This is a genomic window from Piscinibacter sp. HJYY11 (genome assembly GCF_016735515.1).
In the GTDB taxonomy this organism is placed as follows: domain Bacteria; phylum Pseudomonadota; class Gammaproteobacteria; order Burkholderiales; family Burkholderiaceae_C; genus Rhizobacter.
Genome location: NZ_JAERQZ010000002.1, coordinates 70,331 through 83,560, shown reverse-complemented (window position 1 = coordinate 83,560; position 13,230 = coordinate 70,331). Strand labels below are relative to the sequence as shown.

15 protein-coding genes are annotated in these 13,230 nt (G+C 66.8%); 3 read left to right on the top strand and 12 right to left on the bottom strand.

Features of this window, described 5'->3' with window-relative positions; genetic code table 11:
- Positions 1–16: 16 nt before the first annotated feature.
- The 11 genes from JI745_RS24130 to murJ form a co-directional block, all read right to left on the bottom strand.
- Positions 17–664, bottom strand: coding sequence for a DUF47 domain-containing protein (locus tag JI745_RS24130; RefSeq protein ID WP_201812956.1), 648 nt, complete (start codon positions 662–664; stop codon positions 17–19).
- Between the two features lie 93 nt (positions 665–757).
- Positions 758–1,420 carry a deoxynucleoside kinase gene (locus JI745_RS24125; protein ID WP_236675428.1) on the bottom strand — a complete coding sequence of 221 codons (663 nt, stop codon included), beginning with the start codon at positions 1,418–1,420 and terminating at the stop codon, positions 758–760.
- Positions 1,420–1,773 (bottom strand): DMT family protein, encoded by a 354-nt coding sequence (locus tag JI745_RS24120; protein WP_201812954.1) that lies wholly within the window; start codon positions 1,771–1,773, stop codon positions 1,420–1,422. Before JI745_RS24120 ends, JI745_RS24125 begins: the two co-directional genes overlap by 1 nt.
- A 38-nt stretch (positions 1,774–1,811) precedes the next feature.
- Complete coding sequence (locus JI745_RS24115) at positions 1,812–3,011, bottom strand: serine hydrolase (RefSeq protein ID WP_236675427.1); 1,200 nt, start codon at positions 3,009–3,011, stop codon at positions 1,812–1,814.
- On the bottom strand, positions 3,008–3,499 hold the full coding sequence (gene folK / locus JI745_RS24110) for a 2-amino-4-hydroxy-6-hydroxymethyldihydropteridine diphosphokinase (protein WP_310738761.1): 492 nt from the start codon (positions 3,497–3,499) through the stop codon (positions 3,008–3,010). Before folK ends, JI745_RS24115 begins: the two co-directional genes overlap by 4 nt.
- A gap of 11 nt (positions 3,500–3,510) precedes the next feature.
- A complete protein-coding gene (gene pcnB, locus JI745_RS24105; RefSeq protein ID WP_201812952.1) occupies positions 3,511–5,052 on the bottom strand; it encodes a polynucleotide adenylyltransferase PcnB in 1,542 nt (513 codons plus the stop codon).
- Positions 5,052–5,720 (bottom strand): HAD family phosphatase, encoded by a 669-nt coding sequence (locus tag JI745_RS24100; RefSeq protein ID WP_201812950.1) that lies wholly within the window; start codon positions 5,718–5,720, stop codon positions 5,052–5,054. The genes pcnB and JI745_RS24100 overlap by 1 nt, the downstream gene beginning before the upstream one ends.
- Entirely contained in the window at positions 5,717–6,391 is a 675-nt protein-coding gene (gene hda / locus JI745_RS24095; RefSeq protein ID WP_201812948.1) for a DnaA regulatory inactivator Hda, read from the bottom strand. The genes JI745_RS24100 and hda overlap by 4 nt, the downstream gene beginning before the upstream one ends.
- A gap of 2 nt (positions 6,392–6,393) precedes the next feature.
- Positions 6,394–7,455, bottom strand: coding sequence for an AI-2E family transporter (locus JI745_RS24090; RefSeq protein WP_201812946.1), 1,062 nt, complete (start codon positions 7,453–7,455; stop codon positions 6,394–6,396).
- Positions 7,456–7,558: 103 nt separating this feature from the next.
- A complete protein-coding gene (locus JI745_RS24085; protein ID WP_201812945.1) occupies positions 7,559–8,428 on the bottom strand; it encodes a SirB1 family protein in 870 nt (289 codons plus the stop codon).
- A gap of 9 nt (positions 8,429–8,437) precedes the next feature.
- Positions 8,438–9,988, bottom strand: a complete 1,551-nt coding sequence (murJ, locus tag JI745_RS24080; RefSeq protein WP_201812943.1) for a murein biosynthesis integral membrane protein MurJ — start codon at positions 9,986–9,988, stop codon at positions 8,438–8,440.
- 97 nt (positions 9,989–10,085) lie between these two features.
- On the opposite strand from murJ, the gene rpsT reads away from it, so the two are divergent.
- Positions 10,086–10,385, top strand: a complete 300-nt coding sequence (rpsT, locus tag JI745_RS24075) for a 30S ribosomal protein S20 (protein WP_201813457.1) — start codon at positions 10,086–10,088, stop codon at positions 10,383–10,385.
- A 98-nt stretch (positions 10,386–10,483) separates the two neighbouring features.
- Here rpsT and JI745_RS24070 read toward each other — a convergent pair whose 3' ends face one another.
- Positions 10,484–10,816 carry a DUF3579 domain-containing protein gene (locus JI745_RS24070; RefSeq protein WP_201812941.1) on the bottom strand — a complete coding sequence of 111 codons (333 nt, stop codon included), beginning with the start codon at positions 10,814–10,816 and terminating at the stop codon, positions 10,484–10,486.
- Positions 10,817–11,076: 260 nt separating this feature from the next.
- Between JI745_RS24070 and JI745_RS24065 the strand changes: the two genes are divergently transcribed.
- Positions 11,077–12,291: an aspartate aminotransferase family protein gene (locus JI745_RS24065; RefSeq protein ID WP_236675426.1), complete on the top strand. Its 1,215-nt coding sequence runs from the start codon at positions 11,077–11,079 to the stop codon at positions 12,289–12,291.
- Complete coding sequence (gene argF, locus JI745_RS24060) at positions 12,288–13,220, top strand: ornithine carbamoyltransferase (RefSeq protein ID WP_201812939.1); 933 nt, start codon at positions 12,288–12,290, stop codon at positions 13,218–13,220. The genes JI745_RS24065 and argF overlap by 4 nt, the downstream gene beginning before the upstream one ends.
- The last annotated feature ends 10 nt before the right edge of the window (positions 13,221–13,230 follow it).

Sequence of the window (13,230 nt, the reverse complement as noted above, 5' to 3'; positions counted from 1 at the left end):
GAAGCTCCGGGTGGGATCAGGAATTTTCGAGGACGACGCCCTCGATGAGATTGGCCACGTCTTCGCAGCGGTCGGAGATGGACTCGAGCTGCTCGTAGATCGCCTTCAGCTTGATGAGCTCGCGCACGTCGGTCTCTTCGCGGAAGAGCTTCGACATCGCCGAGCGCATCACCCGGTCGGCGTCCGACTCGAGCTTGTCAATCTCTTCGCAGGTCTTGATGGCAGCCTCGGCCGCATCGCTCTGGCTCAGCTTGGGCAGCAGCGAGACGGCGTGCTGAACGCGCTCGCAGCACTTGGCACTCAGGTCACCCAGGCGCAGCACCTCTTCCGTCATCGCCTTCACGTCGTAGAGCTGCATGGTCTCGGTCGCGTCCTGCAGCAGGTCGACGATGTCGTCCATCGCATTGATCAGGCTGTGGATCTGCTCACGGTCGATCGGCGTGATGAAGGTCTTGTGCAGCAGCCGGTTGACCTCGGCGGTCACCTTGTCGGCCGAACGCTCGGCCGACACCACCAGGTTGGCGTACTTCTCACGCTGGTCGAGGTTGCTGTAGTTCTCGATCATCGAGATGAAGGCACGGGCACCTTCGACGATGAAGTTCGCATGCTGGTTGAAAAGCTCAAAAAAATTGCCTTCGCGTGGCAGCAGCTTGCCAAACAACATGGTTGTTCTCCAGGGAGGGGGTCTTGAGGCCGCTTGATGCGGCTCTGTCACGAAACGGTCACAACGACAAGGCGCAGAGTGTAGCGCCGGGGTTCACCCTGAGCCGGGCTGGCGCAGGTCGAACATCGCCCGGGGGCCTCGGAACTGGGCCAAGGCGTTGACCAGCGCGTGGAAATCCCCATCCCGCTCCACCGGATTGAAGTTCTCGCTGTTCACCACCATCAACGGCGCCCCCTCGAAGCTCCGGAAGTGGTCGGCATACGCATCGCAGAGCTTTTGCAAGTACTCGGGGGAAATGCGCTGCTCCATCGCGATGCCACGCTGCTTGATGCGCTGGATCAGCGTGTGCGGGGTGGCTTGCAGCCAGATGACGAGGTCCGGCTGCGGCAGCTGCGCAGACACCTGGGCGTACATCTGGCTGTACAGGTGGTATTCCTCGTCGCTCAGGTTCATGCGGGCGAAGAGTGCGTCTTTCGCCAGCATGAAATCGCTGACCACCGCCGGCGCGAGCAGGCGGGGCTGCGCGAGCTCGCGCACCTGGCGCATGCGCTGGAACAGGAAGAAGACCTGCGTCTGGAACGCATAGCCCGGCACGTCGGCGTAGAAGCGCTCGAGGTACGGGTTCTCCTCGGCCTTTTCCAGCATCAGCTCGGCGCCAAGGTGGGCCGCCAGGCGACGGGCAAGCGAGCTCTTGCCCGCGCCGATCGGGCCTTCGATGGCGATGTGACGGAAGCGCTCGAGGCCCAGCTCTTCCATCAGCTGCGGAAGATGAAGTACACGGCCCCGACGAGGCACAAGCCGGCCCACAGGTAGTCGAGCTTGAACGGCTCCTTCATGTAGAACATCGCAAAGGGCACGAAGACCGCGAGCGTGATCACCTCCTGCGTGATCTTGAGTTGCGCAAGCGTGAAGCCGCCGCTGTAGCCGATGCGGTTGGCCGGCACCTGCAGCAGGTACTCGAAGAGCGCGATGCCCCAGCTCACGAGCGCGGCGATGTACCAGGGGCTCGCCGACAGACTCTTCAGGTGCCCGTACCAGGCGAACGTCATGAAGACGTTCGAGGCCACGAGCAGCACCACCGTCTGCAATGGGATCGAAATGCCGGTCATGTCGAGCTGCCCTTTTTCTGTCTGAATCGTCACCAAACTCAATCGCCGATCGCGCCATAGACCAGGTTGCGGAACAAGGCCCGCACCTCGTCGCGCTGACCCGGCGCCTGCACCATCAGCACGGCGTGCATGTCCTCGGCCGGGTCGACCCAGAAGGTCGTGCCGGCCATGCCGCCCCAGAAGTAGGCACCGGCCGAGCCCGCCACCGGCGCGATGCCTGTTTGCAGACGCACAGCAAACCCCAGGCCAAAGCCGTGCCCCGGCGGCAGCAGGTCGTTGACGCTCGGGATGGCGCCGAGGTGGTCGCTCGTCATCAGTTCGACGGTCTTGCGGCTGAGCAGCCGCTGCCCATCGAGCACGCCCTTGTTCAGCAGCATCTGAGTGAAGCGGGCGTAGTCGGTGGCGGTCGAGACGAGGCCGCCGCCGCCCATGTCCATCGCCACCGGCTCGCGCACTTCGAGCACTCGCACGTCGGCGCCGGTGTCGGGGTCCTGCGCAAACGGTTCGGCTAGCCGTGGGTGTGACATCGCCGGCACGTGGAAGCCGGTGTCCACCATGCGAAGCGGGCCGAAGATGCGCCGTGCGAAGAAATCGCGCAGCGGCTCGCCCGATACGACCTCCACCACGCGCGCCAGCAGGTCGGTCGCGCGGCTGTAGTCCCACACCGTGCCGGGCTGGTACATCAGCGGCAGCTGGGCCAGGGCGTGGCTGAACTCGTCGTTGGTCCAGTCGCGGCGGTAGATCTTGGCGCGGGCGTAGAGCTTGCGGATCGGCGCTTCGGCCAGGATCTCGTAGGTCAGGCCAGAGGTGTGGCGCAGCAGGTCCTGCACCGTCATCGCCCGCGCGGGCGGCGTGAGGTCGATCTGCCCGTCGGCGCGCACGGTGCCGACCTGCACGCTCTTGAACACGGGCAGGTACTTCGCCACCGGATCGTGGAGGAAGAGCCGCCCTTCGTCGAACAGCATCATCGCCGCCACCGACACTACCGGCTTGGTCATCGAGTAGATGCGGAAGATGCTGTCGCGCTGCATCGGGTCGGGCTGCGTGGGGTCGCGCCGGCCCAGCGCCTCGAAGTAGGCGAGCTTGCCGCCCCGCACCACCATCGCCACGACACCCGGGATGCGCTGGCGGTCGATCTGCTCCTGGAAGGCGGCCGTCAGCCGGGCCAAGCCCTCGGGCCGGAAGCCCGCCTCCTGCGGCGAGGCACGCTCGGGCAGCCGGGTGCGGGTCATGTTCATTCGTTCTCCAGTTTCGTGATGGGTTGCGCCGACACGGCTTCGAGCAAGCTTGCGATGGGCCCGCGCCCCGGAATTGGAAAAGTCTCGCCCGTCAACTCGGCCAAGGGCCTCAGCACGAAGGCCCGCTCGTGCATGCGTGCATGCGGCACGGTGAGGTCGTCGGACACGATCTCGCGGTCGCCGTAGAGCAGCAGGTCGAGGTCGAGCGTGCGCGGGGCGTTGGTGTAAGGGCGCTCGCGGCCGAACTCGGCTTCGATGGCCTGCAACTGCGCGAGCAGTTCATACGCCGTGAGCGTGGTGTGCAGCGCCGCCACGGCGTTGATGAAGTCCGGCCCTTCAGCGTCGATGGGCGCGCTGCGGTACAGACCTGACACCGCCTCGACACGGCTCGCCGGCATGCGTCCCAGCGCGTCGACGGCCGTGCGCACGGCCTCCGCCGGGTCGCCCAGATTGGCGCCCAGGCCCACATAGGCGAGCAACGGCACCACGGGGCGGCGCGTCAGGCGTTGGATGGTGGCGTGGCCGTACCGGCAGCGCCTGCGGGCTTGCGGCGCCGGCGGCGGCGCTTGCGAGGCGCGTCGCCGCTGCTCGCCTCGAGGGTTTCGCCCTCGGCGTCGCCCTCGGCCGCCGCGGGAGCCGCCGGCGCCGGGGTGCGCTTGCGCGAGCCGCCCGGCCCGCGCACCTGCTCCATGAGGCGTGCGCGCTTGTCCTCGTCGGCCAGCGAGAACTCTTCCCACCAGCGCGCGAGTTCCGGATCGCTCTCGCCCGCGTCGGCCCGCAGGCGCAGGAAGTCGAATCCCGCACGGAAGCGAGGCTGCTCGACGAGCGCGAACGGGCCGTTGCCGGTGCGGCGCTCGAAGCGCGGCTGCATGAGCCAGATCTCGCGCATGTCGGCGGCCAGCTTGCCGCGGCCGGAGATGTCGCCGATGCGTGCATCGAACACCGCATCCACCGACTGCTGCAGCGCCGGGAACGGCGGCTCGCCCTTCTTCTTCAGCTTTTCCCAGCGGTCGAGCACGTCGTGCCACAGCATGCAGGCGAGCATGAAGCTCGGTGCGACCGGCTTGCCTTCGTTGACCCTGCGGTCGGTGTCCGCGAGCGCCAGCTCCACGAACTTCTGCCGCTCGGGGTGCTTGTTGGCATCGGCCAGCACCACGTCGAGGATGGGGAACACGCCGGTGCGCTCGCCCACCAGGCCCTGGTTGCGCAGTTCTTCGATGCTCGCCAGCGCATGGCCGGTCTGCAGGAGCTTGATCATCTCGTCGAAGGTGCGCGAGGCCGGCACGTCGTCGAGCAGGCCTGCCAGCTCGCGGATCGGGGCGCGTGTCTTCGGGTCGATCGTGAAGCCGAGCTTGGCCGCGAAGCGCACCACGCGCACGATGCGCACCGGGTCTTCGCGGTAGCGCGTGACCGGATCGCCGATCATGCGCAGAACCTTCTTCTTCGCGTCCTTGATGCCGCCGTGGTAGTCGACCACGATCTGCTTCTGCGGGTCGTAGTACATCGCGTTGACAGTGAAGTCGCGGCGGGCGGCGTCGTCGATCTGCGGGCCCCACACGTTGTCGCGCAGCACGCGGCCGCTCGCGTCCACCGCGTGGTGCTTGTCGGCGAGCTCGGCCTTGGAGGTCTTCTCGTTGCCGGCCACCTGCTCCGAGGCCGAGGCATCGAGCACCGCGCGGAAGGTCGACACCTCGATCACTTCATGCTCGCGCCCACGGCCGAACACCACGTGCACGATGCGGAAGCGCCGGCCGATGATGAAAGCACGGCGGAACAGCGCCTTCACCTGCTCGGGCGTGGCGTTGGTCGCCACGTCGAAGTCCTTCGGACGCAGGCCCAGCAGGAGGTCGCGCACCGCGCCGCCCACGATGTAGGCCTCGTAGCCAGCGTCGGCCAGGGTCTTGACCACGCGGATGGCGTTGTCGTCGACGAGCTTGAGGTCGATGTTGTGCTCAGCCAGAGGCACTTCCACGCGCTTGCCCTTGGGCACCGCGGGCTTGGCGGTCTTGCCGAGCAATTTGTCTATGAACTTCTTGATCATCAGTCGAACAACCGAAGAATGCGCCAGCCCCGCTCGCGAGCGATGGCTTCGAGCGGTGCGGAAGGGTTGGTGGCCACGGGGTCGGTCGCCATTTCGAGCAGCGGCAGGTCGTTGGCCGAATCGCTGTAGACGCTGATGCGCTCGAAGTCCTGCAGCTTGTGACCAAGGCTTGCGAGCCACTCGTGCGTGCGCACCGTCTTGCCTTCGCGGAACGAGGGCACCCCGGCGATGCGGCCGGTGATGTTACCCCCGGGGTCTTTTTCAAGCTGGACGGCCAGCAGGTGCTCCACGCCGAAGGCGCGGGCAATCGGGGCGGTGACGAACTCGTTGGTGGCGGTCACGATGGCCACCAGGTCGCCCTGCTGCTGGTGCTGCTGGACCAGCTCCCGCGCCGCGGGGCGCAGCTGGGGCGAGATCACTTCCGCCATGAAAAGGTCTTGCGCGGCTCTCTGGTCAGCCGCCGAGCGGTCGCGCCAGGGGGCGGTGGAGAAGGCGATGTAGGCGTGGATGTCGAGCGTGCCGGCCTTGTAGTGGGCGAAGAAGACGTCGTTCTGCTTGTCGAACGCCTCGCCGTCGACCCAGCCCTGGCGGATCATGAAGCGTCCCCAGGCGTGGTCGGAGTCGAGTGGGATCAGCGTGTCGTCGAGGTCGAAGAGACAGAGGTTCACGCGATGCCCTTCTCTTCGGCCAGCATCTGCTTGAGCAGCGGCACGGTGATCGCGCGCTTGTGGACGAGGGCGAATTCGTCGAGTCGGTCGAGCACCGTCATCAGGTGCTTGAGGTCGCGCGCAAAGCGCGTCAGGAGGTAGCTCATCACGTCATCGGAAAGAAAGAGGCCGCGCCGGTCGGCCTCGCGGCGCATCGCGGCACGCGCTTCAGGCTCGGCCAGCGGTTCCAGCGCGAAGATGTGGCCCCAGCCCAGGCGGGTACGCAGGTCATCGCGCAAGGCCAGGTCAACGGGGGGCACGCGGCCCGCCGCGGCCACCGGAATGCGGTGCGTCGTCGCTTCGACGAAGAGGGCGAACGCCGCGTGCTGGCGGGCCTCGTCAAAGCGGTCGCAGTCATCGAACACGATGAGCGCATCGCTTTCGTCGAACTCCCAGGGCGTGGCCGAGGCGGCGTTGAACCACCCCACCCGCCCGCCCGTGCGTTGCACCTGGTGCGCGAGCGATTGGAGCAGGTGCGTCTTGCCCACGCCCGAGGGGCCCCACAGGTAGACCGGCGCCGCCTGCTGCATCACGCCGCGCAGGTGCTCCACCGCCGCTGCATTCGGCCCGGAGACATAACTGTCGAATGACCGGACCGGCTCGTCGGCGATGGCCAGGGGAATCTGTCTCACGCTCAGCCCAGATAAAGCTTGCTGCCGGTGTACCAAGCCAGCACCCGCTTGCCCGCCACGACCAGCACCGCGCACACCGGCAGCGCGAGCAGCACGCCGACGAACCCGGCGAGGTGGCCAAAGGCCAGCAGCGCAAAGATCACCGTCAACGGGTTGATGCCGATGCGCTCGCCCACCAGGCGCGGCGTGAGGAAGAAGCTTTCGATCACCTGCCCGAGCCCGTAGACCACCGCCACGGCGACCACGCCGTACCAGCTGGCGAACTGCAGCACCCCGGCGATCAGCGCCAGCAGCATCCCGAGGCCGTAGCCGAGGTAGGGAATGAAGACCGCGAGCCCGGTGAAGACACCGACCGGCACCGCCAGATCAAAGCCGAAAAGCGCCAGCCCGACGCTGTAGAACACCGCCAGGATCACCATCACCAGAAGCTGGCCGCGCAGGTACTGGCCGAGCATCTCGTCGCTCTCGCGCATGAAGCTGCGCACGTTGTCGCGCAGGCGCGGCGGCACCAGGCCATCGATGCGGTTGAGGAGCTGGGGCCAGTCCATCAGCAGGTAGAAGAGCACCGCCGGGATCAGTACCGCGTTGCCGATCAGGGCCAGCAGAAAGCTGCCGCCGATGCGGGCGGAACTGAGCAGCGTGGTCAGGCCGTCTTCGATGTTGGCCCCGAGGTACTTCACGATGAAGGCCTTGATGCTCGCGACATCAAGCGCCACGGAGATGCCGTATTGCGCGAGCCAGGGCGAGACCGTCTGGTTCAACTTGTCGGCCAGGAGCGGCAGCTGCTCGCGCAGCAACGGCAGCTCCTTCGACACGATGGGCACGATCAGCAGCAGCACCGACAGGATCACCACGAAGGCGGCCACCTCGACCAGCGTGACGGCCAATACACGCGGCACCCGTCGCTTGACCAGCTTCTCGACCGCCGGCTCGAGGATGTAGGCCAGGATGCCGGCGAACAGGAAGGGCGTGAGCACCGGCGCCAGCAGCCACACCAGCAACACGCCGGCCGCGGCGATCAGGAGCCAGGAGAGGGTTTGCCGCTGAGCGGGTGTGAGTTGCATCTTTGCCCAGGAAGAAGCAGAGCGAGGAGCGAAGCCCGGGCCTCGCGGAACGGGGCGAATTCTAGGGCCATGCAACCGTGTGCTGGCCGTCCATACAGGACTCTCAGTGGAGCGGGCCCGCTCCAGGCTGTCGCAGTGCGAGGAGGCGCTGGCCGATGGCCTCGCGGTCGGGCGCTTGCGGGTTGTGCGCGAGGTAGGCGCCGAGGTCGTGGAGGGCGGCGTCGAATGCGCCCAGCTCGGCTTGGGCCAGGCCCCGGTCGCGCCGCTCGTCCCATGCCTGCGGCAACAGCACCACCAGCCGGTTCAGCACGGCCAGCAGGCGCGCGGTGTCGCCGGACGTGCGGTAGATCTCCTTCAGGTTGCGCAGCATGCGGGCGAGCACGTCGCGTGGCTGCGCCGCCTGCAGGAAGACGCCGAGTGGCACGTCCAGGTCGCCCGTCAGGCCCTGGCGGCGGCGATAGGGCTGCAGCAGCTCGTCGAGGCGCTCGCGCGACAGCGACTGGCCGGTGAAGGGGTCGATCACCACTTCGCCTTCGCTCAGCTTGAGCTTCACGAGGAAGTGGCCCGGAAAGGAGACGCCCCGCGCCACCAGGCCGGCCTGCGTGGCGAACTCGATGTACAGCAGTGCCAGTGTGATCGGGATGCCGCGCCGCGTCTCCAGCACGGTGGCGAGCATGCTGTTCGCCGGGTCGTAGTAGTTGTTGACGTTCCCGGCAAAGCCCAGCTCGTTGAAGAAGAATTGGTTCAGCACCCGCAGGCGCTGGCGGGGCCCGGCATCCGCCGGCACCCGCACCTTGAGCCGCTGCGCCAGCAGGTCGATCTGGTGCAGCACCGCCTGGGTGTCGAGCGTGGGGTTGTCGTCCTGCCCGATGGAGATGGCCGCTTCGAGCAGGGAAAAATTGTCGTCGTCGGCGACGAGCAGGCCGAAATACTCCAGCGGTGTCTGCGCCTGAAACTGCGGGAAGGAAGGCATGGCGGGCGATTATCCGCGCCGCATGAACTGCCGGAACTTGAGCCCGGTGGCCAGCAAGGTGGCGAAGTACACCAGCACTCCGAGCACCAGGCAAGCCGTCATCACACCGATGCGCAGCCACTCGTCGGCATGCACCCACGACACCGCGCGGCTGGCCCAGGCCAGCCCGCCGCCCAGCACCGCACTGGCCAGCACCACCCGCGCGCTGAAGCCCCACCAGCCGGGCTCCGGGCGGTAGGCACCACGCCGGCGCAGCCCGACGTAGAGCAGGCTCGCATTGAGGATCGCCCCCAGGCTGATGGACAACGCGAGCGCGGCGTGGCCCAGCCAGGGCACGAGACACAGATTGAGCAGCTGCGTGACGATGAGCACACCGATGGCGATCTTCACCGGCGTGCGCAGCTCCTGGCGCGCATAGAAGCCAGGCGCGAGCACCTTCACCCCGATCAGGCCGAGGAGGCCCACGCCATAGGCCATCAACGCGTACTGGGTCTGCACCACGTCGCGCGCGACGAAGGCTCCGCGGTGGTACAGCACCGCCACCAGCGGCTGCGCGAACACCAGCAGCGCCACCGCACAGGGCAGCGCCAGCATGAGCGTCAGGCGCAGGCCCCAGTCGAGCATGGCCGAATATTCCCGGGTGTCGCCCTTGCCCTGCGCCGCCGAGAGCTGAGGGATCAGCACCACCCCGAGCGCCACTCCGAGCAGCGCGGTCGGGAACTCCATCAGGCGGTCGGCATAGGTGAGCCACGAGACCGCGCCAACCCCGATGCGCGAGGCGATGTGCGTGTTGATCATCAGCGAGATCTGTGCGACCGACACGCCCAGCAGCGCCGGCGCCATCTTGCGCAACACCGTGTGCACACCGGGATGGCCCCAGGCCGCCTTCAGCGCACCCCAGGAGAGGCCGATGCGGGGCAACACGCCCAGCCGCTTGAGCGCGGGAATCTGCACCGCCAGCTGCAGCACACCCCCCAGCATCACGCCGGCGGCCATCGCATAGATCGGCTGCAGTCCCCAACGCCCGAACCAGGGCGCGAGCCACCAGCCGGCGCCGATCATCGCGAGGTTGAGCAACACCGGCGACGCCGCAGGCACCGCGAAATGCTTCCAGGTGTTGAGGATGCCGGCCGACAGCGCCACCAACGACACGAAGCCGATGTAGGGGAACATCCAGCGCGTCATCAGAACGGCGGCGTCGAATTCCTGCAGTCCCGAGGCCATCAGCCACACGATGACCGGCGACACCACCACGCCGACGACGCAGGTCACGACCAGCGCCCAGAAGAGCACCGTGGCCACCGCGCTGACGAGCAGCTTGGTGGGCTCATCGCCCTCCTTCGCGCGCGTGTTGCCCAGCAACGGCACGAAGGCCTGCGCGAATGCGCCTTCGGCAAACAGCCGGCGCAGCATGTTGGGGATGCGGAAGGCGGCGTTGAACGCATCGGTCCAGGCGCCGGCCCCGAAGGCGGCGGCGATGACGAGCTCGCGGCCGAGCCCCGTGATGCGCGACGCCAGGGTCAGCAGGGAGACGGTGGACGCGGCGCGCAGCAGGTTCATGGGCGGCGGGATTATAGGTAGCGCCTGCTCACAGTTTGCGGCCGCATACCAGTGCCTGCTATACTCGCGGACTTCGCTCAACCCGGGTAAAAGCTCAATGGCCACCTCCTCCAAAGCCAAAAAGACCGTCCGCATTGCCTCCGGCCGCAAGCGCGCGCGTCAAGACGTCAAGCTCAACGCCGCCAACACCGCGCTGCGTTCGAAGTTCCGCACAGTCATCAAGAACGTCCAGAAGGCAGTTGCCGCTGGCGACAAGGCGAAAGCCACCGAGATCTTCAAGGCCGCCCAGAGCGTGATCGATTCCGTGGCCGACAAGGGCCTCTTCCACAAGAACAAGGCCGCTCGCCACAAGAGCCGCCTTTCGGCCAAGGTCAAGGCCCTCGCCACCGCCGCCTGACACTGATTTCCCGGTACCGCGAAGACAAAACCCGCCTCTTGGCGGGTTTTTCGTTTTCAGGCCCGCCTCTCGGCGGGTTTTTCATGGGTGCGAGCTTTTCACTCGGAGCGCTTCGGGGGCGTCTCGGGCAGCAGGCAGGCCTCGGTCACCTGCAGTTCGTTGTCACGCGCGAAGTTCATGACGAAGTCCCAGGCCATGATCTCGACCTCGCGCAGCGCCTCGTTGACGATCACGCATTTGACGCCGTTGATCACCCGCGGCACGCAGTACGGCGAGTAGCCGATGAAGGCGCCGGGGCCGCCGGTGGTGCCACCGGGTCGAAAGCATGACATCGCCCCCGCCAGACGCTCGGCCCAGTCGCTCGGGCGGAAGGTCCTGCCGTCTTTGGTCAGGCCCTGGATGAAGACTTCGCGGGGTTTGGAGGGAGTCATGCGGTGGCACGCGGGGTCGGCACGGCGCGCCGCGATCGGGTCGTGCCCTGGTACGGCCTGCGGTGAAGGCGCTATTGTGCCTCGCATGTGCTGCGATGCAGCACGTTGCCATCGCTGAATGACCCCTTTGCGATTCTCAAAGAGCGACGCACTTCACACCGTGAACCGGGGTCACACGCCCCCTCTAGAATCAAACGCGCCAGGCCCGCATCTCCTGCGGGCCTTGTCTCTTTCAGCGTCCTTCCCTCCGGAGCCCCTCCATGAACGCCCCCGACAAGCTGTCTGCCTCCCCCATGCCGCACGTGATGCCAACCTATGGCCGCCTGCCGATGGCGCTGGCCTACGGCCGAGGGGTCTGGCTGTGGGACACCAACGGCAAGAAGTACCTCGACGGCCTCTCCGGCATTGCCGTCAACACCTTGGGCCACGCCCACCCCAAGCTCGTGCCCGCGCTGCAAGACCAGGTCGGCAAGCTGATGCACAGCTCCAACTACTACCAGGTGCCGCTGCAGGAGCAGCTGGCGGCCAAGCTCGTCGAGATCTCCGGCCTCACCAACGTGTTCTTCTGCAACTCGGGGCTCGAAGCCAACGAGGGCGCCATCAAGGTCGCGCGCAAGTTCGGCCACGACAAGGGCATCGAGAAGCCCGAGATCATCGTCTACGAGCGCGCCTTCCACGGCCGCTCGATCGCCACGCTCTCGGCCACCGGCAACCCCAAGGTGCAGGCCGGCTTCGGACCGCTGGTCGAAGGTTTCGTGCGGGTGCCGCTCAACGACATCGCCGCCATCGAGAAGGTCGCCGCAAGCAACCCCAACGTGGTCGCCATCTTCCTGGAGGTGATCCAGGGCGAAGGCGGCATCAACCCCACACACGCCGAATACCTGCGCCAGGCCCGCCGCATCTGCGACGAAAAGGGCTGGCTCCTGATGCTCGACGAGGTGCAATGTGGCATGGGCCGCACCGGCAAGTGGTTCGCCCACCAGTGGGCCGGCATCAAGCCCGACGTAATGCCGCTCGCCAAGGGCCTGGGCTCGGGCGTGCCCATCGGCGCCTTCGTCTGCGGCCCGCGCGCGGCCAACGTGTTCGGCCCTGGCAACCACGGCACCACCTTCGGCGGCAACCCGCTCGCCATGCGCGCCGGTGTGGAAACGCTGCGCATCGTCGAAGAAGACAAGCTGCTCGACAACGCCGCCAACATGGGCAAGCTGCTCACCGATGGGTTGAAGCGCGAGCTGGGCTCGTTGCCCGGCGTGGTCGAGATCCGCGGCCAGGGCCTGATGATCGGCATGGAGCTCGACCGCCCCTGCGGCGAGCTGCTGGGCCAGGCCGCCGAAGCCGGCCTCTTCATCAGCGTGACTGCCGACAAGGTCGTGCGCCTGCTGCCCGCGCTCATCATCAACGAAGACGAAGTGAAGCAGCTGCTGGCGATCCTCTGCCCGCTGGTCAAGGCCTTCCTCGCCAAACCTGCGTCATGAAGCCCGGCATGAGTCTCATCAAGCACTACCTGCAGTTCAAGGACCTGCGCGCGGAGGAGTACGCCTACCTCTTCGAGCGCACCGCCGTCATCAAGAAGCGCTTCAAAAACTACGAGAAGTACACGCCGCTGACCGACCGCACGCTGGCCATGATCTTCGAGAAGGCCAGCACGCGCACCCGCGTCAGCTTCGAGGCCGGCATGTACCAGATGGGCGGCTCGGTGGTGCACCTCACCACCGGCGACAGCCAGCTGGGCCGCGCCGAGCCGGTGGAAGACTCGGCCAAGGTCATCAGCCGCATGGTCGACCTGGTGATGATCCGCACCTACGAGCAGTCGAAGATCGAGCGCTTCGCCGCCAGCTCGCGCGTGCCGGTGATCAACGGCCTCACCAACGAGTACCACCCGTGCCAGATCCTGGCCGACGTCTACACCTTCATCGAGCACCGTGGCTCCATCAAGGGCAAGGTCGTCGCCTGGGTCGGCGACGGCAACAACATGGCCAACACCTGGCTGCAGGCGGCCGACATCCTCGGCTTCACGCTGCACGTGAGCACGCCGTCGGGCTACGAGATCGACCCCAAGGTCGCCGGTGTGTCCAACACCAAGTGCCTCAAGACCTTCAAGAACCCGCTCGACGCGTGCCGTGGCGCCCACCTCGTGACCACCGACGTGTGGACGAGCATGGGCTACGAGGCCGAGAACGAGACGCGCAAGAAGGCCTTTGCCGACTGGTGCGTCGACCGCGAAATGATGGCCGCGGCCCAGCCCGACGCGGTCTTCATGCACTGCCTGCCGGCCCATCGCGGCGAGGAAGTCGAAGCCGAGGTGATCGACGGCCCGCAGAGCGTGGTCTGGGACGAAGCCGAGAACCGGATGCACGTCCAGAAGGCGCTGATGGAGTTCCTCTTGATTGGCAGGATCGGCTGAACGCCGCTTT

Coding starts and splice junctions, on each gene's coding strand:
- JI745_RS24130 (WP_201812956.1), bottom strand. CDS start 664: ATGTTGTTTGGCAAGCTGCTGCCACGCGAAGGCAATTTTTTTGAGCTT.
- JI745_RS24125 (WP_236675428.1), bottom strand. CDS start 1,420: ATGGAAGAGCTGGGCCTCGAGCGCTTCCGTCACATCGCCATCGAAGGC.
- JI745_RS24120 (WP_201812954.1), bottom strand. CDS start 1,773: ATGACCGGCATTTCGATCCCATTGCAGACGGTGGTGCTGCTCGTGGCC.
- JI745_RS24115 (WP_236675427.1), bottom strand. CDS start 3,011: ATGAACATGACCCGCACCCGGCTGCCCGAGCGTGCCTCGCCGCAGGAG.
- pcnB (WP_201812952.1), bottom strand. CDS start 5,052: ATGATCAAGAAGTTCATAGACAAATTGCTCGGCAAGACCGCCAAGCCC.
- JI745_RS24090 (WP_201812946.1), bottom strand. CDS start 7,455: ATGCAACTCACACCCGCTCAGCGGCAAACCCTCTCCTGGCTCCTGATC.
- JI745_RS24085 (WP_201812945.1), bottom strand. CDS start 8,428: ATGCCTTCCTTCCCGCAGTTTCAGGCGCAGACACCGCTGGAGTATTTC.
- murJ (WP_201812943.1), bottom strand. CDS start 9,988: ATGAACCTGCTGCGCGCCGCGTCCACCGTCTCCCTGCTGACCCTGGCG.
- rpsT (WP_201813457.1), top strand. CDS start 10,086: ATGGCCACCTCCTCCAAAGCCAAAAAGACCGTCCGCATTGCCTCCGGC.
- JI745_RS24070 (WP_201812941.1), bottom strand. CDS start 10,816: ATGACTCCCTCCAAACCCCGCGAAGTCTTCATCCAGGGCCTGACCAAA.
- JI745_RS24065 (WP_236675426.1), top strand. CDS start 11,077: ATGAACGCCCCCGACAAGCTGTCTGCCTCCCCCATGCCGCACGTGATG.
- argF (WP_201812939.1), top strand. CDS start 12,288: ATGAAGCCCGGCATGAGTCTCATCAAGCACTACCTGCAGTTCAAGGAC.